Below are 22,009 nucleotides of genomic sequence, written 5' to 3'. Positions count from 1 at the left end.
ATGCGCAGGCGGGCGTCGGGCTTTACCCTGATCGAGTTGCTGGTGGTCATTGTGCTGGTGGGTGTGCTCGCTTCAATGGTGCGTATCAGTCTGGGTGACAACAACAGCCGCAACGCTCGACAGGAAGCCGATGTCCTGTTGGGCGTTATGCACGGTTTACGCGAGAAAGCGGTTCTGGATGGCCGGGAATATGGCCTGCGGCTTGAGCCCGGGGCCTATCAGGTGATGCGCTTTGAACGTGATGCCTGGAAGCCGGCTGATGCCCGGGTGAAGTTGCCTTACGGACTGGCCCTTGCCCTGACTGTGGAGGGGCGCTCGCAGCCCCTTATACCTATGGCAGAAGCACCGCAGTTAATGTGGTTGAGCAGCGATGAAAACACCGCTTTCAGTCTGCACGTCGACAGTCCGCCCCGGCGCTGGCGAAGTATCGTCAGCGACGGCCTTGGCGACGCGCTGGTTGTTGTGGCGCAGGCATCCCATGAAGGCTGATAAAGGTTTCACCCTGCTGGAGGTCATGATTGCGCTCGCCATCTTTGCCATCCTGGCGGCGGCGGTCATGTCTGCCTGCCAGTATGTGCTGGGCCAGAGTGCGAGGGTCGAGGCAAGGTTGTTGGGCGCATGGCTGGCGGACAACCACCTCAATGAAATGCAGCTGCAAACTGCTCCTCCGGCCTTGGGGCTACAAACCCTCAATGTGACCTATGCCCGGCGTGACTGGCGCCTGAGTCGACGCATCACGGCCGAGCCCGGTACAGGCCTGCTGCGGGTAGAGTTGAGTGTCAGCCCGGCGGGCAGCGAGCATGCGATACAGTCTGTGACCCACTGGCTGGCGTTCAGCCATGAATAAGCCCCAGGCCGGCTTTACCCTGCTCGAACTGGTGATTGCCATTGCCATTTTCGCCTTGCTGGGCCTTGGCTGCTGGCGACTCTTTGACGCAGTTGTACGTGTCGAGCGCAGCAGCACGGCACAACAGCAGGCCCTGCGCAGCTTGCAGAGGGCGGTGGCGATGATCGAACGCGATGTTTTGCAGGCCCAGAGTTCAGCCCAAAGCCCGGGTGTCGTGCTGTACCCCGATAAACTCGAAGTGCGCCGCGTCAACTGGCGCAACCCGTTGGGCCTGCCGCGCAGTGAGGTGCAGGATGTCAGTTACCAGCTCAAGGACGGTGTGCTCTGGCGCTTTAGCCGCGGGCTGGAGGAGGGCGCGCAACTGCAACAACAAAAACTGCTTGGCGATGTGCGCGAGGTGCGCTGGCGGTTGTTCAATCGCAAGACGGGTTGGCACAGTGCAGGTGCTTCTGCCCCCAAAACTGCGCAGCACGCCCTGGAGTTAAACCTGTCGGTGGGTCGCTTCGACGGTGTGCGCCGTGTGCTGTTATTGCCGGGGGGCACGTGATGCGCCGCAACCAGCGAGGGATCGCCCTGATCACCGTGTTGCTGGTGATGAGCCTGGCGTTGTTGATCACCGCCGGCATGTTGCGCAGCCATCGTCTGGCCCTGAACAGCAGTGCCCAGCAGATCCACCAGTTGCAACTGCGCACCCTGGCATTTGCGGGCGAGACCTGGGCCCGTGAACACTTGCGTACCCTGATCCGCGACCCAATGGTCGCCGTTGCTTCTGGCCAGGCCTGGGCCAGCAGCCAGCCACAGTTGCGCATCGACGATGGACAAATCGACGTGGTAATTGAAGACCTCGCCGGGCGATTCAACATCAGCCCCTTATTGGCCAAAGGTCCCGCCAGCGATGTGATGGAGCAACGCTGGATGCGCCTGCAAACCCTGCTTGAATTGACCCCGCTGGATGCCAGCGTACTGCAGGGCCAGAGTTTGAGTGATATCAGCCAGTTGCGTGTGCTGCCCGGTGTCGACAGCCAGTGGTACATGCGTATGCAGCCGTGGATCGTGCTGTTGGGCAAGGATGCCGTACTGAACATAAACACTGCGCCTGCCACTCTCCTTGCGACGCTGGAAGGCGTGACGCCTGAGCTGGCGCGCGCGCTGGTGACTACCCGGCCGCTGCAAGGCTATGCCAGTGTTCAGGATTTCACGTTCACCCCGGCGCTGATCGGGTTGGGTGTTCAGGCTGCGGGTCTGGGCATCAGCAGTCGCTGGTTTCGGATCACCACCGATGTGCGCCTTGGGCAAAGTCGCTTGCGGCTTGAAAGCGATGTGGTCCGCGATCCTCATACCGGCGAATGGCACTTGTTGCAGCGACGCCTTTTAGCTCCCCGACACCGCGAGCCCTTTGTATGAACAGCTGGCTTTACCTCACCGCCAAGGGTTTTGCCCACAGTGTCGAGATTGATTATGACAACGCCCCTGTATTCGTCTGGCACGATGCTCAGTCGCCGACAGAAACCTCATTGAGCGAAGCTGCAGCCGGGCTGAAAGGCCGGAACGTCGCACTGGTCCTGCCCATGGAAATGTGCAGCTGGGTGCTGACCGAACCCTGGCCGGGCAAGCGTAGGCCCACCGCACAGGCCCTGGCTTTTGCCGTCGAAGATCAACTGGCCGATGATCTGGACGAACTGCACTTCGCCGTCGGGCCGGTGGATACGCAGCAGCGTTATCCCTTGCTGATCACTCACAAACAGCGATTTAGAACCTTGCTGTGCCAGCTCCATGAGCGCGGTTTGACTATCGTCAGCGCGCAGGTGGATGCGGATCTGTTGCCACGCGATCAAGCATGTATGCAATGGTGGTGTGGGCGCTGGTTGGTTGGCGGGACGCTTGAATTCCGGCTGGCCGTCTCCCTGGTGGGGCTGGAGTTGGTTAAATCCGGTTTGCCCACCGCATTGACGGCGCGAAAAATTGACTGGGACGCACTCCCGGAAGATGCAATCAACTTGCTCCAAGGTGAGTTTCGGCGTCAGGTGCGGGGTTGGCCGTGGCGGCGACTCAGGGTAATGGCACTGCTGATGTTCACGCTGGCCTTGGGGTTTACCCACCTGCGCAGCAGTTTTCTGGAGGGGGAAGCGGCGCGGATTTATGTCATGAGCGAGGAGCGGTTCAAAACCCTGTACCCGGCGCAAACCCGTATTGTGGACCTGTCCGCACAACTCAAGGCAATGCAGCAGCGCGCCACGGGTGCACAAGGAGGGCATATGGCACGGTTGCTTCAACTGACCGAGCAGGTGATTGGCGCCAGCAGTGTTGAAGTGCAGCATATGGAGTGGCGGGCAAGCATCGGTTGGGTATTGAACCTCACGGTCGGCAGCTTTGCCCAGCTTGAGCAATTACGCGAGCGAGGCGTGCAAAGCGCACTGCCGATTACGCTGGGCAATGCGAGCCAGCAGGGCAGTCGGGTGCAGGCCATGCTGACCCTCAGGGATGAATCATGAAGACGTTTGTGCGTGAGCGCTGGTTGCACCTGCCGCCTCGAGACCGCCAGTTGTGCGGTGTGCTGGCGGTATTTCTACTGATTGTGTTCAGCGTCTACGGGCTGTGGTTACCGGCTCAACAACGTCTGGATGCGGCCCGGGCGCTATACCTCAAGCAGCTGGCACTCGAAGGTGAAGTCCGGCAGGCACGCCCCGGATCCATCGCCAGGGGTGCTGAACAGCCCTTGGTCTCGCGTTTGAGCGACAGTGCCGCAGACTCCGGGTTGAGCGTTGAGCAGTTTGAAATGGATGGCGGTGTTGTACGCATCTCCCTGAACGGGGATGCGGTTGCGGTGCTGGGCTGGCTCAATCGCATTGAACTGGAGGGTGCAGGCTTCGAAAGCCTGAGTCTGGAAAAACGTGGTACCAGCCTCCAGGCACGGCTACAGATCAACAACCCGAATTGAGGTAGTGCCTGTAGCCGCAGGTGCAGGGAGTTACGTGTTCTTTGCGTTTCCCGGCAGCACTGGCAGCCGGGCCAGATGCAGCGCTACCAGCAGGGCAACCACCAGCATGCTGGAGATAAACAAGCCGATGCCGTTCCAGCCCGCCAGATGCCAGAACACACCCCCCAGGGTGCCAGCTACGCTCGACCCGGCGTAGTAACTGAACAGGTACAGCGATGACGCCTGCCCCTTGGCCTTGCTTGCCCGGCGGCCGATCCAGCTGCTGGCCACCGAATGCGCGCCGAAGAAGCCGAAGGTGAACATCAGCATGCCGATAATCACAAACGCAATGGGCGTGAGTAGGGTCAGCGCGATCCCGGCCAGCATCAGCACAATCACCGCCCACAGTACGCGACGACGGCCCAGTTTGTCGGCCAGTGCGCCAATCTGTGCCGAGCTGTAGATACCCGACAGATAGACGATCGACAGCAAGCCTACCAGTGCCTGGTTCATATTGTACGGCTCGGCCAGCAGGCGGTAGCCGATGTAGTTGAACAGGGTGACAAAACTCCCCATCAGCAGGAACGCTTCGAGAAACAGCCAGGGCAGCCCGGCATCGCGAAAATGCATGGTGAAACCGTCGAGCAGGCTGCGCGGATTCATCGAGCGCGGGCGGAAGTTGCGCGATTCGGGGAGGATTTTCACGAACACCACCGCGGCCACCAGCGCCAGCGCGCCAATCACCAACATCGCGGTGTGCCAACTGACAAAGTCGATCAATACACCGCTGATCAGACGACCGCTCATGCCGCCAATGGCGTTGCCACCGATATACAGGCCCATGGCCAGGCCGATGTGCTGCGGGTGGATTTCTTCACTCAGATAGGTCATGGCTACCGCAGCCAGCCCGCTAAGAGACAGCCCTACCAGCGCCCGTGTAATCAGTACACCTTCCCAGGTCGGCATCAGGGCACTGAGGAGGGTAAACAGCGCGGCACTAAACAACGCAAACACCATCACGGGCTTGCGCCCGAAGGCATCGGAAATGGGCCCGGTAATCAGCAGGCCAATGGCTAGCATCGCCGTGGCCACGGACAGAATCAGACTGCTTTGAGCGGCATTGATCCCGTACTCATGGGATAGCACCGGCATCATCGGCTGCACGCAATACAACAGGGCAAAGGTTGCGAACCCACCCGAGAACAGGGCCAGCACCGTGCGCATAAACATCGGCGTGCCTTTCTCGATAAATACATCATTCAGTTGGGTAACAACATCATCCAGCGCGGACGGCGGGATTTCGTGGGCCAGGGGTGCAGCGGCAGTTTTCACGGGGACCTCAAATAGGGGTAAAGCCGAACGGCAATGACAAAAGAATATAGGCGGCTAACGATTCTTTCCAATATATAATTCGACCTGTTTAATAGGTTTTACGACTTAATGGAGGTTGTATGGAACTGCGCCATTTGCGCTACTTCATTGCCGTGGCCGAAGAGCTTCACTTTGGTCGGGCGGCGCAGGTGCTGGGCATTTCCCAGCCACCGCTAAGCCAGCAAATTCAGGCGCTTGAGCAGGAATTGGGGGCACGGCTGTTCGAGCGAACCAATCGTCGGGTTGCCCTGAGCGAAGCCGGACGCTTGTTTCTGGAGGAGGCGCGGCGGGTGTTGGCCCAGGTCGACAAAGCCGCCGACGTGGCCCGGCGGGCGCAGTTGGGTGAGCTGGGTGAATTGAAAATTGGCTTTACCTCGTCGGCGCCGTTCAACTCCAGTATCCCCCAGGCCATTTTTGCCTTTCGCCAGGCGTTCCCGGCGGTGCATCTGGACCTCAAGGAAATGAGCAGCCGCGAAGTGGCCGAGGGGCTGGTGGATGAGTCCATCGAAGTCGGGATCATGCGGCCGCTGGCGTTGCCGGATTCGTTGCATGTCGTGGAACTGTTTCGCGAGCCGCTGGTGGCTGTGATTCGCGCCGATCACCCGCTGGCCGAAGGCAGCGAGGATGGTTTGCAACTGGCGGCATTGGCGGACGAACCCTTTGTATTCTTCCCGCGCAGCTATGGCAGCGGCTTGTACGCGCAATTGCTCAGCCTGGCGCGGGTGGCGGGGTTCAGCCCGCATATCTCCCAGGAGGCGGGGGAGGCCATGACCATTATCGGGCTGGTGTCGGCGGGGTTGGGGGTGTCGGTGCTGCCGGCGTCGTTCCAGCATATGCGTATCAAGGGTGTGGTCTATCGGCCGTTGCTGGATACCGATGCCAATACGGCGGTGTGGCTGGTGCAGCGCAAGGGTCACTCATCACCGATGGCGACCGCGTTTGCGCAGTTGCTGACGCGCAAGATGGTGCACCCCTCACCCTAGCCCTCTCCCGGAGGGAGAGGTTTGGGGTGAGGGCAGGGCTGATCAGCGAGCCAGCAACTTATCCACAGACGCTTTGATCTGATGGATCAGATGCACCACCGCCAGCGCCACATCGCGGTTCAGGCCTTGCAGGTTATCGGCCGACGCATAGGCCGTGGCGATGGCGCAGCGCAGCAGTTCATCGGTGTGTTCGAGGGTTTGTTCGTGATCGTGTGTAGTCATGGTGAGTCTCCATCTATACGAATTGGAAGCTGTCACCATTTGCTTGCACACAAAGAGGGTGGCAGCTGTACGCGGGTGTGCAAGACCGGTAGATAGGAGCAAAACCCGGCAGATCCGAAGACCTCCCACGTACAGCCGCCATAAAGCAGAGTTTCTGGCGGTGATACTCAAATCTCAATCGGACTTGCACGCCCGGTCAAACATGGGGGATGACGTACCGGAGGCTAGCGATCGAAAGAGACAGGCGCAAGACCCAAGGATTCTCTAGGAAGCGTCCTGCGTATGAAAGAGATATGACCCTCGGACGTCGCTGCCCGGTAAATGTTGGCGCGCAAGATTCCCTCTTGGCGAAAAATCTCTTAACAAATCGATGCCGGGAGGTGATCGCCTTTTGTGCACGTTTGTCGTTAGGTTATTAACCCCTGACATCGAGATTTGATCATGGCCCATAAAGGTTACGCAGTGCTCGCTGGCTTATGCTTAGCACTCAGCGGTTGTGGAACGACCAATACGGTATTGCGTGGTGATGAAGTAACGCGTCGTAATCTTAAAGAGTGGAAAACCTACTGTGATTCCGTGCCCCGGGTTTACAGTGGCGTGTCATACGGTCTGTGTATTCTGCACGGGCCATCCCCTACTGTTTCACAAGATATTGCAGCGTCTGCCTTGCTACCACTCAGGCTTCTGGATTTCGTGCCTTCCGCCATTGCTGACACGGTGGTGCTGCCCTACACGATTTATCGCCAAAGCACCGAAGGAAGTATCACTCTCGCCCGATAGTTGTAGCTTTGGGCGCGTGTATTACCGGGCCAGTCACTTCTCCACAGACGTTTTAGCCTGATGGATCAGATGCACCATCGCCAGCGCTACATCGCGGTTCAGGCTTTGCAGGTTATGTCCTGCGAATGAAAGAGATATGGCCCGCAGGGGCTGCGGTTTGGCCGAGAATTGCGAAACGCGCAGTTATAAAACACGCTTGGAAACTTGAAAGTAATGCTGCGCAAAATCGCTTCTTTAAGCACGGGTCCAGTCAATGTCACTTCAATATCAACCGAAAGAAGGCAGCGTACTTATTTGTGATTTCAGAGGCTATGAAGTGCCGGAATGATCAAGGTCAGGGCCATCGTGGTTATTCGTAAACATCGGCTGTCCGCTGCGCTTTGAGCTTGTAAAAGAGCGGCCAGAAACGATAAGCGGGCGTCATGCTGGTTGCCTGAACGCTTAGCGCGAGTAATAGTCCATTCGTACCCGCAAGGGGCTTGTGAGACTCTGAGAATCCTGGGAAACCAGCCATTACAGAGCCGGACAGACACAGTGCTATGACAAGCCAGTCTGTTTGTGAATAAGGCGCCGAAAGGCGCCTTTGTCGTTTCTGATGCTTACAACGGTTTTACCCGCGCCGCTTCAGACAGCTGTTTGGCCGTGCGTTCGTTCTGATTGTCCTTGAGGTCGCGCACGATATCGCGATCCAGCAGGCGCACCCAGCGAATGTAATTCTTGTGAATCTTGCCGTCCTTGTAGTCCAGGCCGCTGCTGTCGCGGTACTGGATCCGGTAGTGATCGGCGCTGTACGGAATGTCGATTTCAGCGTGGTATTGCCCGCGCACGGTGATCTGCGCCTGCACCAGTTGCGGGGTGATTTTTTGCACTGTCCAGCCGCGCCCGACCAGGGCCTTGACGATGGCCTGTTGCATTTGCGCACGGTCGCTGTTGATCGAGGCATGTAATGTGCGGTCGGGGGTGAACACGGGTTTGCTGGTGCAGGACACGGTGGTCAGCAGGGCCAGGGCAATCAAGGTAATGCGCAGCAGGTAAGTCATTGCATGGGTTCCACAGGTATCAGGCCCAGCGACGGAAGATCAACGATGTGTTGACCCCGCCAAAGGCAAAGTTGTTGTTCATCACGTAGTCGTTGTGCATCACCCGGAACTCGTCACGCAGGTAATCCAGTTCGCCGCAGCGCGGGTCGACTTTATCGAGGTTAAGCGTGGGAACGTAGCGGTCGCGGTTCATCATTTCGATGCTGAACCAGGATTCCAGCGCCCCACAGGCGCCCAGGGTATGGCCAAAAAAGCTCTTCTGCGAACTGATGGGCATGTGTTTGCCGAACAACTCGCTGGTGGCCAGTGTCTCGGCAATATCACCCTGTTCGGTGGCGGTGCCGTGGCCGTTTACATAGCCGATGGCATCCGCGCCAATACCGGCATCTTCCAGTGCCAGTTCCATCGCCCGGCGCATGGTGCCGACTTCCGGGCGGGTGGTGTGCTGGCCGTCGGCATTGCTGCCAAAGCCGACGATTTCTGCGTGGATATGGGCGCCACGGGCCAGTGCGTGTTCCAGCTCTTCGAGTACCAGCATGCCGCTGCCTTCGCCGATCACCAGGCCGTCACGACCACTGTCGTAGGGGCGTGGGCTGGTGTGCGGGGCGTCGTTTTTCAGGCTGGTGGCGTACAGCGCGTCAAACACCATCGCTTCGGTGGGGCACAGTTCTTCGGCGCCGCCGGCGAGCATCAGCGGCAGGCGGCCGAACTTGATGGCCTCGTAGGCATAGCCGATCCCCTGGCTGCCGCTGGTGCAGGCACTGGAGGTCGGGATCAGGCGCCCGGTCAGGCCAAAGAAGATGCTGATATTGGCCGCTGTGGTGTGCGGCATCATCCGTACGTAGCTGTTGGCATTGAGGCCGTCTGCCACCGAGTTGAGCAGCATATTGCCGAACGCCATGATCTCGTCGGTGCTGCCGGTGGACGAGCCGCAGGCTACGCCCATGCGCCCGTCGCGAATGATCGGGTTGTCGAGCAGGCCGGCGTCCTGCAGGGCCTGCTCTGCAGCGCCGACGGCCAGCCGCGACACGCGGCCCATGCTGCGCAGTTGCTTGCGGGTCCAGTGGGCGGGCACCACAAAGTCATCAATGGGGCCGGCCAGTCGGGTGTTAAGTTCAGCGAACCGGTCCCACTCGTCCATGCGCCGGATACCGCTGCGCCCGACCACAAAGTTGGCTTCGATACTGGCCCAGTCACTGCCCAGCGAGGTGATACCGGCCATGCCGGTGACAACGACGCGTTTCATCAGCACAACCCTCCGTTGACGGCCAGCACCTGGCGGGTGATATAGCCCGCTTCGGCCGACATCAAAAAGTTGACCGCCCCCGCGACTTCTTCGGGGGTGCCCATGCGTTGGGCGGGGATCATTTTCATCAGTTCGTCTACCGGTACGTTTTCGTCAAGCATGGCGGTGTCGATCAGCCCCGGCGCGACGCAGTTGACGGTGATTTTGCGTTTGCCCAGCTCGATGGCCAGAGCCTTGGCGGCGCCGATCAAACCGGCCTTGGAGGCGCTGTAATTGACTTGCCCGCGGTTGCCGATCAGGCCCGAGACCGAAGTAATGCAGACGATACGCCCGGCTGCGCGGCGGCGGATCATCGGCATCATCACCGGATGCAGCACGTTGTAAAAGCCGTCGAGGTTGGTGCGCATCACCACGTCCCAATCGTCTTCGCTCAGCGCTGGAAAGGCGCCGTCGCGAGTCAGGCCGGCATTGAGCACTACGCCGTAGTAGGCGCCGTGGGTTTCAACGTCGGCTTCCAGGATGGCTTTGCATTGGGTGCGATCCGATACGTCGAATTGCAACACCCGGGCACTGCGACCCAAGGCGTGTACTTCGGCCATGACGGCATCGGCTTCGCTGCGGCCGCTACGGCAATGCAGGACCAGATCGAAGCCGGCTTGGGCCAGGCGCAAGGCGATGGCGCGGCCAATGCCACGGCTGGAACCTGTGACCAGAATGGACTCAGTCATGGCGGGTCTCCCGGGGTGTTTGAGCAAGGTAGGTGTCAGCCTGGGGCGGACGGAACACGTTCAGGCGGGCGCTGGCATGGATACCGGGGCCGGTGAGGTGACACTCGAATACGCCCATGCCGTTGTCGTCTTCCAGTGAGCGCAGGGCGTGGATATGCAGCGGGGCGCCGAGCGGGAAATGTTCGACGTTACATTCAAATTTACGTGTGCCCAACAAAAAGCCCAGCGCCACGGGGCGGCCCTGCAAGCGGGCGCGACAACCGGCGTAGGCCGCGACGCTTTGCGCCATCAACTCAATGCCTGCCCAGGCGGGCAGGCTACCGTCTTCGCGGTTGAACAGGCCGCCGGCTTTTACGATCAGGCGGGTTTCAATCTGCTCTTCATCAAACGCCAGGACCTGATCGATCAGGATCATGTCGCCAGCGTGGGGCAGCAGTTCGGCGAGTGGCCAGTCAATCATGGGGCCTCTCCGATAATCAGGCTGACGTTATTGCCGCCGAAGGCAAACGAATTGCTCATCAGGCAGCGCTGTGGGGCGGGTGCGAGGGTCTGGCCGGGGGTAACCCAGTTTAGCGCCGGCAGCGCCGGGTCGCCTTGGCCGTCCCAGACATGGGGCGCCAAAGCTCCACCGTGGCTCAGGCTCAGCCAGCAGAAGGCAGCTTCCAGCGCGCCAGCCGCACCCAGGGTATGGCCGGTCATGGGTTTGGTCGACGAACACGGCACACCGTTGGCGAACACCTGCGACACGGCGTGGCTTTCCATCGCATCGTTGTGCTGGGTGGCGGTGCCATGCAAGTTCAGGTAACCGATCTGAGCGGGCTGTAAACCCGCGCGGCCCAAGGCTTTGTGCATGGCTTGTACGGCGCCGCGGCCGCTGGGCTCCGGGGCGGAAATATGGTGCGCGTCACTGCTGGCGCCTGCGCCGAGCAGAGCGATGGTGTGGCCGTTGGCGGGGTGCCTGCTCATCAAGAACAGCGCTGCCGCTTCGCCGATATTGATGCCTCGACGGTTGACCGAAAACGGGTTGCAGCGCTCATCCGCCACCGCTTCCAGCGCCGAAAAACCGTTGAGCGTCAATTTGCATAGCGTGTCGACACCGCCGCACAGCACTACGTCGCACAGGTTCATGTCCAGCAACCGCTGGGCGCTCATCAGCGCCCGGGCGCTGGAGGTACAGGCGGTGGAGATCACATAGGCCGGCCCGCTGATGTTCAGCCAGTCGGCCAGGAACGTGGCCGGTGCACTCAGCTCTTGTTGCTGATAGCTGTAATCAGCGGGGAACTGCTGATGCTGCAGGTAATGGGCAATGCCCTGACTGGCTTCATCAATGCCCGAGGTACTGGTGCCCAGCACGATGGCAATACGATCGCGGCCGAAAGTAGCGATTGCTTGCTCAATATCGCCCTGTATTTGCAATGCGGCTTCGAGCAACAGTCGGTTGTTGCGGCTGTTTTGCTGTTCGAGCCCAGCGGGGATCGCTGCCAGTTCGCCGCTTACCGCGCCGATGGTCGGCGAGCGTTCAGGCACCCAGCCGCTTTGCCGCTGCATGCCCGAGCAGTCACCGGCAAACAGTTTGCTCGCCACTTCGGCGGGGCCTCGGCCCAGAGAGCAGACCACGCCCAGTGCGTTGAGGTAAGCAGTCATGGGGCGGCCTCCAGCGGGCTGATTGTGTAATGCAGATCGCCCTTCATATCGATGCGAAATGCCTCGGGTTGCTGGTAGTGCACTTGCCAGCGCTGTTCAATAACTCGCAAGTCAGCCGCAGTTTTTGCTTGTGGATAATTGTCCGCCAGCTCAGTTGCCGGTGTCAGTGCAAACAATAGCGCGGCGAAGAGTTCGCGGGCCTCGGGGTTGGGCGGCAACAGACCGTCAGCCTGCCAGGTGCCGTCTTGCAGTAATTGGCGCGCCAGCGGAATACCCAGGGGGTCCATCAGCGACCAGCGTAGGGCAGGTCCTTGCTGCTGGATCACCAGCAACCAGTCTTGCCGTTGTTCGGCCTGTTCGCGCTGGATATGCAATTGCATGGGCAGGGCCAGGGTTGGCGTTTTCCTGGGCAGCGGCAAGCTGGTGCAGCTACTGAGCAGCATGCACATCACTAACCACACAAACATTATCCGTGTGGGAGCGGGCTTGCTCGCGATGCAGGCAACTCGGTTCATCTGATTCACAGCAGCGATCCTGTCGCGAGTAAACCCGCTCCCACAGGGGATTGGGGTTTGCGCGCCACCACGTTGACCAGGGTTTCATCACGCTGGCCCACCGGTTTTGGCTTTAGCAAGCCAACCCGCTCCAACAGGCCGAAGTCTTTGGAGCGACTCCACCCCAGGTAAGGATAGGAGATATTCTGTGGCTCAAATTCAAAGCCCTGGTCACGGATCATCTCCAGGTATTGCGCTGCGCTTTTTTGCACATGCATGGGGTGACGGAACAGCCAGCGGATCACCCAGGTATCGATATAGGCTTCGGTGGACTCGGCAAACAGCAAGTAACCACCGGGCTTGAGCACCCGGTAGAACTCGGCCAATGCCCGGTCCTGTTGCACCAGGTGATGAAAAGTCTGGTGACAGAACAGGATGTCGATGCTGTCATCGGCCACCTTCAGCTCAGCGCAATCGCTGCCGATCAGCTCAATGTCGATGCCCTGACGCCGGGCTTCTTCGGCGCTCAAGTGCAGGCTCAGGGGATCAGCATCGAGGCCGATCAGGCGCTTCGGTGCGAAGGTTTTGTCCAGGTACTGGAACGATTTGCCCTGGCCGCAACCGGCATCGAGGATCACCGGCGCGGTTGGCAGTTCATCACTGAACAGGCTGCGCAGGTCATTGATGGCCACCCGCAGTACATGGTGCTGCCAGGTGTGGCTGCGCAAGAACCAGAACCCCAGGCGGGTTTCTTCAACGTAGGTATCGCTCAGAGGTTTCATGCGGGCTCCGTGGCGCAGATATCCGACAGCATGCGCAAACGGCGCCTGGACTCGCTGACAAAGGGGTTGCTTTCGTCCCAGGCATAACCGGCCAGGATCGAGCTGATCATGCGGCGAATATGCGGCTGGCTGCCGGGGTGGTAGATCACGTCCTGGAAGGTGCCGGCGTACCAGCCTTCAACATAGCAACGGAAGGTGTCGACCCCGCGCTTGAGCGGTTCGGCAAACTCGCTTTGCCAGTCCACCGCCTCGCCTTGCAACTGACGGTGCAGCACGCCCGCCGCCATGCTCGCTGAACGCATGGCGATGGTTACGCCCGAGGAGAACACCGGGTCGAGGAACTCGGCAGCGTTGCCCAACAGTGCAAAACCTGGGCCGTGCAGGGTTTTGACGTTGGCCGAGTAACCGCCCAGGGTACGGGCCGGAGTGTCCCATACGGCATTGGCCAGCACCCGTTGCAGGCTGGGGGTTTCATCGATAAAACTACGCAGGCAGGTGTCGAGGTTTTCACTGCGGCCTTCGAAATGCCCGGCTGCCGCCACCACGCCCACCGACGTGCGGCCATTGCTGAACGGGATGCTCCAGAACCAGATGTCGCGCTGGGTCGGGTGGGTGGTAATAAGGATTTTGTTGCGATCAAAACCTTCGTAATCGATACGGTCTTCCACGTGGGTAAACACCGCCTGACGCAGCGGAAAGTTCGACGGTGCTTCAAGGTCGAGCAAGCGCGGCAATACGCGGCCGTAGCCGCTGGCGTCGAGAATGAAGTCAGCTTCAACCTGATAGCGGCTGGTGTCTTCGCGCTCAATGTGCAGGAGCGGTTTGGCACGCTCGATATCCGTGCTGATCACGGTTTCGCCATAACGGATTTCGACACCTTGCAGCGCGGCTTGATCGGCCAGCAGTTTGTCGAAGTCCGCGCGTTGCACCTGAAAGGTGGTGGGTTTGCCGTTACTGAATGTGTCACCAAAATCGAAGGCGCTGTATTGCTCGCCCCAGGCGAAGGCAGCACCGTTTTTCAGCTGGAAGCCGGCGGCCTGCACCGCGTCCAGCATGCCCGCTTCTTCGATGAAGTCGATGCAGTGCGAAAGCAGGCTTTCGCCAATCGAAAAGCGCGGGAAGTGCTGGCGCTCGATAACCAGCACATCGTGGCCCTTGCGTTTAAGTAGGGCCGAGGCAATGGCGCCGGACGGTCCTGCACCGATGACTACAACCTGACGACGTTCCATTTCTATTCCTGACACAGGCGCTCCTTGCCGGGTACCACGGCAGACTTCAAGGGGGGGGGGCTCATACCCGCCAGCGCCGGCAGCAGCGTGGCGATGAGGCTCATCAGTATCAACGCGAAGTACAACGCGGGACTGATCAGCTGTTGTTGCAGCAGCAAGTTGAGGAATACGATCTCACTCAACCCGCGAATGTTCAGCAGCAGGCTTTCACGCCATCGGCTGGCGCCTGCAAACGAGGGCGTGGCCCAGCTCAGTCCGAGCCAGTTGCCCAGCAGTTTGCTGGCCATCGGCAGAAGCAACAGGACCGCCAGTTGCAGCGGGCTTATCTGGCCCAGGGCGCTGTGTACATCAATCTGCACAATGCCGAACGTCAGAATCAGCGGGATCGCCAGCGTGGTCTGCATGCGCTCAAGCCACACGGCCTTTAACGGCATCACCAGCGGTACCTTGAGCCATGCCATGCAGACCAGATAGCCGACGCCAAATATCAACGCATTGAGGCGGTAATGTTCGGCCACCACCAACAGTGCGAAAAAACTCAGGCTGTAGCACAGCGGCTGACGAATGCGCAGGCCGCGCATCAGCAGCGGCAATAAAGCCCCGGCCAGCGGCAGTAATACACTGCTCAGGTTCAGGCTGCCCTGGGCCAGGCCGAACAGGCTCCAACAGGTCAGGTCGATCACAATTGCGCTTTGCACCAGGCGACGGGAGGCAGCAGGCGGGTAGTCGATATGGCGCAGGTACAGGTACAGCACCGGGATGGCAGTGATGGCAAACACCAGCCCCACGGCCAGCGAATTCAGCCAGGGTTGCTCGGGCAACAGCCAGACGGCGCAGGCGAGCCCGCTGACGAAGGGCACGGCAAAGCTGGGCAGGGCGATTTTCAGGCTCTGGCGGTCCAGTCGCAGATCAATCACGTCGCTCAAAATGGTCCCCAGCAACAGGGCGAAGCTCAGGCTGTAAAGGCTTTTGAGCCAGACCGGCGCCACCAGTTGCGCACCGTTGAGCTGCCAGTGCGGCTCGATCCAGAACAGCATCAGCAACGGCAAACCGATGGACGCCAGCAACAACTGGCTGACAATCGGGATCATGCGAAAGCGCCGACCCACGTGAGTGGCCAGCGCAAACAGGACTAACGCCAGCAGCCAGAACAGACCCGTCAACACGGCTTATGCTCCTGCTTGCCCGCCCAGGGGGCGAGGATAAAGCTGAACGCCAGCCCCAGGCTCACCGACAAGCCGAAATTGCTCACCGCCGGTGTACTCGACACCGCCAGCAAGCCAAACGACAGCCATGTGGTCAGGGCGGCCAGCAAGGTGCCCAGCAAGCTGACGGCCGCACCACCGATTTGCTCGCGCATCAGGATCGCGTAGTCGACGCTGATGGCGGTGACCAGCAATAAGCCGAACAGGCTGAACAAGGTTAGCGGCTGGCCCAGCCAGCCAAGGCTGGCGAGGCTGCACAGGGCGGCGAGGAGCGGCAGCGCAACGATGCGCAATGCTCCGCCAAAGCCGAACGGAGCGATCAATAGCACGACGATCAGCGCGCATGACAACAGCTTCAACTCAGCAGCGCTGATTTGTGTGGCCGCAAACACTTTGTTCAAGTCCCCCAGGCGATCCACCAGTTTCACACCGGGCAAGTCCTGCGTTTGCGCACGCAACAGGCTGGCATCATTTAAACCTTGCAGGCTGACCATCGCGGCGACGCCGTCGGTATTTTTGCCCAGCCATAGTGCTCGCCATGGTTCGGCCAACGGGCCTGCCAGCGCATCGTCGATTGACTGATCGGGCAAGGCTTGCAACTGCGCCAGCTCGGTTTGCAAGGCGCTTTCGGGTACGCCCAGCGCCAGCAGCGGCTGCCAGTGTTGAGGCAGCGCGCTGAGGGCAGCGCGCAATCGTTGTTGCTCGCCGGGCTGGCTGACCAGTTGGTTGAGGGCCAGAAAGCCTTGCAACTTGCCGCTGCCGATCAACTGTTCCAGGCGCTGGCTCAGGCTGCTCTGGCGCTCCAGTAATTGCTGTTCGTTGTCGGCGCGTACCAGAAAGAACTGGCTGGTTGGCTGATAGCCGGTGATGCGCGCAATGGCCTGGGCTTCGTTCATCAACTGTGGCGGGGCGCCGACCCATTGGCGGATGTCGTTTTTGCTGGTGAGCTGCCACAAGCCGGCGGCACAAAAGGTCAGCAGCAGTGCCAGCAGCGCAGCTGTCGGGACTTTTTTCAGCAGTGCTGCGCGTGCATCAAGCAGACTTTGCGCAATGTTCAGTGGCCATTGCGCAGGACGCAACTCGACGCCTTTGAGCAGCGCCGGCAGCAGGCACACCGCACTCAAGTAAGCGCCGATCAACCCGGCCGCGGAAAAAAGGGCGATTTGTGTCAACGCCGGGAAGGGCGTGAAAGCCAGCGCCAGATAACCGATGCAACTGGTGGCCAGGCTCAGGCTCAGACCGGGCAAGGTCAGGCGCAAGGCGGGCCAGCTGCGCCAGGGTTTCAGGCTCCAGCTTTTGGACAGGTAATGCAGGGGGTAATCCACCGCCACGCCGATCAGGCTGGAGCCCAGCACCAGTGTCATCACGTGCATGCTGCCAAACCACGCGACACAGGCCACGGCGCCAAACAGCATGCCCACCAGCACTGGAACGAAGGCCAGCAGCACGCGCCAGCGCCGGAAGGCCAGCAGCAACAGCAGCAGAATACCCACCGTTGCACCACCGCCGACCCAGGTGATTTCCCGGCTGGCTTGTTGTTGCCCGCTGGCGGCATACAGCAGGCCGCTGGCGGCGAGTAATTGCACATCGTTTTTAGCGACCTGCTCACGGCTCTGTTCGAGCAGTTCGGCGACCCGCAGAGGCAGCTTCATATCGAATGCATTGCCTTGCGTACGGGCGCGCAACAGCACCCAGCTTTTGCCGTCGGCATCGGCAATCAGGGCGCCGCTGCCAATGTCCAGTTGCACCGCACCGCGTTGCGGCTGGCTGTTTTGAATGCGACCGGTCAGGCCCAGCCAGTCATCCTGGCTGGGCACCAGGCTAAAGCCGGTAAAGGGGTCGAACAACGCCTGCACCCGCTGCTGGATAAAGGCCTCGGGGTGTTCGATCAACTGGGTACGGTCGGCGTTCGAGAGCATCGCCAGACGCCCGCGCAGCAGTTGCTCGCGCAGGGCCGGGAGGTCGGCTTGCAGGTCCCACTGGACCTTTTCAAACAGGCCGCTGGCTTGCCATTGCTCGCCCAATTGTTGAGCGCTGGCGATCGCCTGCTGACGGTCTGCACTGGCGACCAGCACCAGCATTTCGCGGTTCAGGGGCTCTTGCATGCGCTGTTCGGCGCTGAGCTCCAGCGCATCCGGTGTGTCGCCCGGCACCAGCTCCATCAGGTTGGCCGACAGCGGCGCACCGTGGCGCCACTGCCAGCCAGCCAGTGCCATCACGGCCAGCAACAGAACTAGAAAGGCCCGTGGCAGCCAGCGCTCACTGCGCAAAGTCGTTTTGCTCCGCGTTGCTCAAGGGTTGATTGCCGACGCTGTTTGGCATTTTTAGCAGCGTGCTGTCACCTTGGGCTTCTTGCAGTTCGATACGTTGCACCAGCTCGCCGCCTTCAATATTGATCCGGGTGAACACTTGCTTGAGCAGCAGTGAACGTGGTGTCAGCGTCAGCGCCCAGCGGCTGGGTTCGCCTTGTAATTGCAGGTCGAAATCACGTTGCAGGCCGCTGCTGTCGCCTTGCAAAACAGCGAGGAACAAACGGTTCTGCTCGGCGCCCGCGCTTTTGCCCGGGAGCATCTGCCATTGCGTGCCGTCGCGTCGGGCGATGCCCTGGGCGTTGATGCGGTAATCCTGTTGCAGCGGGGTTTTCAGTTGCCAGAGCAGGCCGTGGTCCTTGGCCAGGACAAATGTGCCGGTGCTGGTGAGTGGCTTGGGCAGCGCGCGCAGGTGTTTTTCCTGGATGAAATCACCGTGGATCACCTGGGGCTTGGCCAGTTGTTCGCTCAGTTGTTGCAGGTCGAAGGCGTGGGCCAGTGGGGTGAACAGCAAGGCGGCGAACAGCAATGAGAGACGGGTGCGGCCTTTGCCCTCTCCCAGAGGGAGAGGGCTAGGGTGAGGGGCTTTTGATCCATTCATGACAGCACCCGCTCTACAGCCCGCACAAAACACCCAGGCGAGGCCAATTGCATCTCCCGGCTCTCAATTTCAACCGCCACCTGCACTGTAACTGCCCTAGTCAAACGCTCACCCGTGACCGCATCGCTAATCAGATAATTAATCTTCAGGCGGTTCTCCCATTCCACCAGGCTGGCGCGCACGTTGATCCGCTGGCCGAACGTGGCGCCGCGGACATAACGCAACTGCATGTCGATCACCGGCCACGCATAACCCGCTTCGAGCATCTGCGTGTAGTTGTGACCGATATGGTCAAGCAGCGCACAGCGCGCCACTTCGAGGTATTTGACGTAATGCCCGTGCCACACCACGTGCATGGTATCGATGTCGAAAAACGGCACCAACACTTCGGTATCAACGTGAAAAACCCCTTTACTACGCATGCAGCCTCCAGTGTTGTTGGGCGATGCGGCTCAGGCACAAACGCAGTTCGGCTTCCAGGGCGCGGTCTTCAACCACGGGGGCAAAATCCTTGGCCAGTTCGGCATGCATCTGCGCCAGCGCCGGCGGCAACGGGCGAGCGTCTTCGGCACGGCTGCGCAGCCAAACGCCCTGATGGGCAGCCAGCAAGGTGGCCGCTGCCACCTGCTCGGTCAACTCCAGTACGCGGATCGCATCACGAGCGGCGATGGTGCCCATGCTCACCTTGTCCTGGTTATGGCATTCCGTGGAGCGTGAGAAGACGCTGGCCGGCATGGTGTTTTTCAATGCCTCGGCAGTCCAGGCGCTGGTACCTATCTGCACCGCTTTAAAGCCGTGGTTGAGCATTGCCCGTTCTGCGCTGGCGCCCGACAGGTTGCTCGGCAGGCCGTGGTTGTAGCGCACGTCCACCAACAGGGCGAGCTGGCGGTCGAGCAGGTCGGCGACGTTGGCCACCAAGGTCTTGAGGCTGTCCATCGCAAAGGCGATATGGCCGCCGTAGAAGTGCCCGCCGTGCAGTACGCGCTCCTCTTCGGCGTCAATGATCGGGTTGTCGTTGGCGCTGTTGAGTTCGGTCTCGATAAACCCGCGTAGCCAGCTCAGGCTGTCTGCCAGCACGCCCAGCACATGGGGCGCGCAACGCAGCGAGTAGCGGTCTTGCAGGCGATGCAACGGTGCGGTGGGGGCATCGATGGCGAGGTCCTGACGGATCCAGGCAGCGACCTGCATTTGTCCCGGGTGCGGCTTGGTGGCAAACAGGCGTTCGTCAAAGTGCTCGGGGTTGCCTTGCAGCGCCACCACGTTGAGGGCGGTGATGCGCGTGGCCAGTTTGAGCAGGTAGTCGGCGCGGGCATAGGCCAGGCAGGCGAGGCCGGTCATCACGGCGGTACCGTTCATCAGTGCCAGCGCTTCCTTGGGCCGAAGTATCAGCGGTGTCCAGCCCAGTTCCCGGTGCACATCTGCTGCAAGGCGGCGCTCGCCCTTGAACAGGACTTCGCGTTCGCCCGACAGGGTTGCGGCCACGTAAGACAGTGGCGTCAGGTCGCCACTGGCCCCCACCGAGCCTTCTTCGGGGATCAGTGGCAGGATGTCGTGGGCAATAAAGGCCTGCAACCGCTCCAGCAACTCAATGCGTACCCCCGACACGCCGTGGCACAGCGACTGCAAGCGTGCCGCAAGCACCGCGCGGGTGGCTTGTGCATCGAGCAATTTGCCCAGGCCGCAACCGTGGAAGGTATAGAGGTGGCGGGGCAAGGCTTCGACGTGCTCCAGCGGCACCGCAACCACGCAGGAGTCGCCGTAGCCGGTGGTTACGCCATAGATCACGCCTTCCTTGTCCAGCAGCGAGTCGAGAAAGCGCGCGCCCTTGGCGATGCGCTCGCGGTAGTCGGGGTCGTCCTGCAGCCGCGTTGGCGCCTGACGATTGGCCAGGGCCAGCACGTCTTCAATGCGCAACGGGGTTTGGCCGAAGGTTACTGGCTCATGCGGATGCGTCGTCATCGGTCTTCCAGAAAGGGTAAAAGTTGAACCATTGTTGCGGTGCCTGCAGGCAGTAGTAGCCCAGGCGGTCGGCGTAGAGCGTGGCCCAGTCGTCGATCACCTGCTCGCGGTTATTGCGTCGCCACACCACTTCGCGGGCAAAGGGTTCGAGGATGACTCGATAACGGCCTTTGTGTTTGAGGCAGAACATCAGATTGACCGGGCATTTGAGCAGTCCTGCCAGCAACCACGGGCCTTGGGGGAATGCTGCCGTATAGCCGAGGAAACCGACCTCTATATGGCGCCCGCCATTGAGTGGTACGCGGTCACCGGCGATGGCCAGCCATTCGCCGTTTTCCAGGCGCTGGTTGAGTTGCAGCATCACCGCCGGGTTGAGTTCACTGACCTGAATCAACCGTAAATGGCTGGCCCCGGCTTCGCCCAGCAGGCGGTTGAAGTGTTCGGCATGCCGGGTGTGAACCAGCACATTCATGGTCACCTGCTCGCCCAGTTCGGCGAGCGCACGGCAGACTTCAAGGTTCCCCAAGTGGGCGCCTACCAGCATCTGCCCGCGTTCGCCGCGCAGTTGATTGCGCAGCAGCGCGGGGTCAACGATTTCGATGTCTTCGATCTTGAGACGGCCATTCCATACATCGAGCTTGTCGAGCAGGGCGTCGGCAAACGCCATGAACTGCCCGAATACCCGCCAGCGAGTAGGGCGCAACTCGCTTTGCTCGCTCCAGTCGGCCAGGCGCTGCTGGTATTGCCAGATGCTGCGTCGTGCGCGGCCGCCGAACACAAAGAAGTACAGCACAATGGCGTAAAGCACCGGGCTGAGCACACGTCGGCCCAGCAACCTGACGCCCAGGGCGGTGAGCTTCATCAGCCGGAAACTGCCGCGCTCTTTGTGGGCAGCCCAATGCTGTTGAGGTTCATTCATGCTTTGCAGCGCCTCCAGAGGATGCCCGGCAAGCGTATCAACATGCCGAAAAACAGCTTGGTGTGCATGCTCGAAATCAGCGCATTGTCATGGAACAGGCGAAAGTGCGAGAGACCGTCCTGCGGGTAGTGGACCTGGGTCGGCAGCCAGCACATCGGCTGGTTGCGCCACGCCAGGCGAACCAGGATCTCGGGGTCGAAATCCATGCGCTTGCCCAGCGTTACCGAGTTGATCAGTGCGAGGGTCGGCGCCAGCGGGTAGACCCGAAACCGCACATCGAGTCGGGAATCTGCAATGAAAGGCTGTTGATCCACACCCACACATGGGTCAGGTAACGCGCATACAGGCGGCCCTTGGGCACGCTGGCATCGTATTGTGGGTAACCGCAGACCAGCGCTGCAGGGTTTTGCTGTGAAACCCGCATGAAAGTAGCGACGTTGCGCAGATCGTGCTGGCCATCTGCATCCACTTGCAGGGCATGGGTAAAGCCCAGTTGCATGGCTTCACGAAGACCGGCCATGACTGCGCCGCCTTTGCCCTGATTGACGGCCAGACGAATGAGGAAGATGTTTTCGCCACGGGCAAGCTCACCAAGAACAGCGGCGCAAGCGGGGCTGCTGGCGTCGTCGACCAGCACACAGGGCAAACCGGCGGCGCGCAGGGCCGCGACCACGCCAGGCACGGCGGTTTCGTGGTTGTACACCGGGATCACGGCGCAGGGGTTATGCACGGG

General features: G+C 60.6%; 24 protein-coding genes and 1 pseudogene. 8 read left to right on the top strand and 17 right to left on the bottom strand.

The window, feature by feature from the left end:
• From gspH to gspM, 6 genes are read left to right on the top strand one after another with little or no spacing between them, the layout of a single operon-like run.
• The gene (gene gspH, locus HBN79_RS01285) at positions 1-489 is read left to right on the top strand and encodes a type II secretion system minor pseudopilin GspH (RefSeq protein ID WP_095000860.1); all 489 of its coding nucleotides are present in this window, start codon (positions 1-3) and stop codon (positions 487-489) included.
• Positions 479-847 carry a type II secretion system minor pseudopilin GspI gene (gene gspI / locus HBN79_RS01280; protein WP_095020164.1) on the top strand — a complete coding sequence of 123 codons (369 nt, stop codon included), beginning with the start codon at positions 479-481 and terminating at the stop codon, positions 845-847. The genes gspH and gspI overlap by 11 nt, the downstream gene beginning before the upstream one ends.
• On the top strand, positions 840-1,394 hold the full coding sequence (locus HBN79_RS01275) for a type II secretion system protein GspJ (RefSeq protein ID WP_095031381.1): 555 nt from the start codon (positions 840-842) through the stop codon (positions 1,392-1,394). Before gspI ends, HBN79_RS01275 begins: the two co-directional genes overlap by 8 nt.
• Positions 1,394-2,251, top strand: coding sequence for a type II secretion system protein GspK (locus HBN79_RS01270; RefSeq protein WP_095017720.1), 858 nt, complete (start codon positions 1,394-1,396; stop codon positions 2,249-2,251). The genes HBN79_RS01275 and HBN79_RS01270 overlap by 1 nt, the downstream gene beginning before the upstream one ends.
• On the top strand, positions 2,248-3,339 hold the full coding sequence (gene gspL / locus HBN79_RS01265; RefSeq protein ID WP_095017719.1) for a type II secretion system protein GspL: 1,092 nt from the start codon (positions 2,248-2,250) through the stop codon (positions 3,337-3,339). The genes HBN79_RS01270 and gspL overlap by 4 nt, the downstream gene beginning before the upstream one ends.
• Positions 3,336-3,785, top strand: coding sequence for a type II secretion system protein GspM (gene gspM, locus HBN79_RS01260; protein WP_095020166.1), 450 nt, complete (start codon positions 3,336-3,338; stop codon positions 3,783-3,785). Before gspL ends, gspM begins: the two co-directional genes overlap by 4 nt.
• A gap of 30 nt (positions 3,786-3,815) precedes the next feature.
• Here gspM and HBN79_RS01255 read toward each other — a convergent pair whose 3' ends face one another.
• A complete protein-coding gene (locus HBN79_RS01255) occupies positions 3,816-5,096 on the bottom strand; it encodes an MFS transporter (RefSeq protein WP_095000865.1) in 1,281 nt (426 codons plus the stop codon).
• Between the two features lie 119 nt (positions 5,097-5,215).
• On the opposite strand from HBN79_RS01255, the gene HBN79_RS01250 reads away from it, so the two are divergent.
• Positions 5,216-6,118 (top strand): LysR family transcriptional regulator, encoded by a 903-nt coding sequence (locus HBN79_RS01250; protein ID WP_095000866.1) that lies wholly within the window; start codon positions 5,216-5,218, stop codon positions 6,116-6,118.
• 42 nt (positions 6,119-6,160) lie between these two features.
• On the opposite strand, the gene HBN79_RS01245 is transcribed toward HBN79_RS01250, so the two are convergent.
• Positions 6,161-6,340 carry a hypothetical protein gene (locus tag HBN79_RS01245; protein ID WP_095017718.1) on the bottom strand — a complete coding sequence of 60 codons (180 nt, stop codon included), beginning with the start codon at positions 6,338-6,340 and terminating at the stop codon, positions 6,161-6,163.
• Between the two features lie 441 nt (positions 6,341-6,781).
• On the opposite strand from HBN79_RS01245, the gene HBN79_RS01240 reads away from it, so the two are divergent.
• A complete protein-coding gene (locus HBN79_RS01240) occupies positions 6,782-7,120 on the top strand; it encodes a YceK/YidQ family lipoprotein (RefSeq protein WP_095000867.1) in 339 nt (112 codons plus the stop codon).
• A 599-nt stretch (positions 7,121-7,719) separates the two neighbouring features.
• Here the strand turns inward: HBN79_RS01240 and HBN79_RS01235 are convergent.
• The 15 genes and pseudogenes from HBN79_RS01235 to HBN79_RS01165 all read right to left on the bottom strand — a co-directional run bounded on the left by HBN79_RS01235 (position 7,720) and on the right by HBN79_RS01165 (position 22,006).
• On the bottom strand, positions 7,720-8,160 hold the full coding sequence (locus tag HBN79_RS01235; RefSeq protein ID WP_095000868.1) for a hypothetical protein: 441 nt from the start codon (positions 8,158-8,160) through the stop codon (positions 7,720-7,722).
• Between the two features lie 19 nt (positions 8,161-8,179).
• Entirely contained in the window at positions 8,180-9,406 is a 1,227-nt protein-coding gene (locus HBN79_RS01230; RefSeq protein WP_095000869.1) for a beta-ketoacyl-ACP synthase, read from the bottom strand.
• The gene (gene fabG, locus HBN79_RS01225) at positions 9,406-10,134 is read right to left on the bottom strand and encodes a 3-oxoacyl-ACP reductase FabG (protein WP_095000870.1); all 729 of its coding nucleotides are present in this window, start codon (positions 10,132-10,134) and stop codon (positions 9,406-9,408) included. Before fabG ends, HBN79_RS01230 begins: the two co-directional genes overlap by 1 nt.
• Positions 10,127-10,594, bottom strand: coding sequence for a hotdog family protein (locus HBN79_RS01220; protein ID WP_095025232.1), 468 nt, complete (start codon positions 10,592-10,594; stop codon positions 10,127-10,129). Before HBN79_RS01220 ends, fabG begins: the two co-directional genes overlap by 8 nt.
• The gene (locus HBN79_RS01215; RefSeq protein WP_095000872.1) at positions 10,591-11,778 is read right to left on the bottom strand and encodes a beta-ketoacyl-[acyl-carrier-protein] synthase family protein; all 1,188 of its coding nucleotides are present in this window, start codon (positions 11,776-11,778) and stop codon (positions 10,591-10,593) included. Before HBN79_RS01215 ends, HBN79_RS01220 begins: the two co-directional genes overlap by 4 nt.
• On the bottom strand, positions 11,775-12,293 hold the full coding sequence (locus HBN79_RS01210; protein WP_165446537.1) for a DUF3261 domain-containing protein: 519 nt from the start codon (positions 12,291-12,293) through the stop codon (positions 11,775-11,777). The genes HBN79_RS01215 and HBN79_RS01210 overlap by 4 nt, the downstream gene beginning before the upstream one ends.
• Before the next feature lie 5 nt (positions 12,294-12,298).
• Entirely contained in the window at positions 12,299-13,054 is a 756-nt protein-coding gene (locus HBN79_RS01205; protein ID WP_169916148.1) for a class I SAM-dependent methyltransferase, read from the bottom strand.
• The gene (locus HBN79_RS01200; RefSeq protein WP_130872290.1) at positions 13,051-14,298 is read right to left on the bottom strand and encodes an NAD(P)/FAD-dependent oxidoreductase; all 1,248 of its coding nucleotides are present in this window, start codon (positions 14,296-14,298) and stop codon (positions 13,051-13,053) included. The genes HBN79_RS01205 and HBN79_RS01200 overlap by 4 nt, the downstream gene beginning before the upstream one ends.
• Positions 14,286-15,449 (bottom strand): sodium:proton antiporter, encoded by a 1,164-nt coding sequence (locus HBN79_RS01195; protein ID WP_169916147.1) that lies wholly within the window; start codon positions 15,447-15,449, stop codon positions 14,286-14,288. The genes HBN79_RS01200 and HBN79_RS01195 overlap by 13 nt, the downstream gene beginning before the upstream one ends.
• Entirely contained in the window at positions 15,443-17,758 is a 2,316-nt protein-coding gene (locus HBN79_RS01190; protein WP_095025235.1) for a hypothetical protein, read from the bottom strand. The genes HBN79_RS01195 and HBN79_RS01190 overlap by 7 nt, the downstream gene beginning before the upstream one ends.
• Entirely contained in the window at positions 17,748-18,398 is a 651-nt protein-coding gene (locus HBN79_RS01185) for an outer membrane lipoprotein carrier protein LolA (protein ID WP_254925233.1), read from the bottom strand. The genes HBN79_RS01190 and HBN79_RS01185 overlap by 11 nt, the downstream gene beginning before the upstream one ends.
• Positions 18,395-18,820 (bottom strand): acyl-CoA thioesterase, encoded by a 426-nt coding sequence (locus HBN79_RS01180; RefSeq protein ID WP_095000878.1) that lies wholly within the window; start codon positions 18,818-18,820, stop codon positions 18,395-18,397. The genes HBN79_RS01185 and HBN79_RS01180 overlap by 4 nt, the downstream gene beginning before the upstream one ends.
• Positions 18,813-20,357, bottom strand: coding sequence for an aromatic amino acid ammonia-lyase (locus tag HBN79_RS01175; protein ID WP_095000879.1), 1,545 nt, complete (start codon positions 20,355-20,357; stop codon positions 18,813-18,815). Before HBN79_RS01175 ends, HBN79_RS01180 begins: the two co-directional genes overlap by 8 nt.
• Positions 20,338-21,276 carry a glycosyl transferase gene (locus tag HBN79_RS01170; RefSeq protein ID WP_095000880.1) on the bottom strand — a complete coding sequence of 313 codons (939 nt, stop codon included), beginning with the start codon at positions 21,274-21,276 and terminating at the stop codon, positions 20,338-20,340. Before HBN79_RS01170 ends, HBN79_RS01175 begins: the two co-directional genes overlap by 20 nt.
• Positions 21,273-22,006, bottom strand: a pseudogene (locus tag HBN79_RS01165) (glycosyltransferase family 2 protein). The gene HBN79_RS01170 and the pseudogene HBN79_RS01165 overlap by 4 nt, the downstream one beginning before the upstream one ends.
• Positions 22,007-22,009: the final 3 nt, after the last annotated feature.

The organism is Pseudomonas sp. WS 5051, from assembly GCF_012985715.1.
GTDB lineage: Bacteria > Pseudomonadota > Gammaproteobacteria > Pseudomonadales > Pseudomonadaceae > Aquipseudomonas > Aquipseudomonas bubulae.
This window is presented reverse-complemented; position numbering and strand designations above follow the sequence as displayed.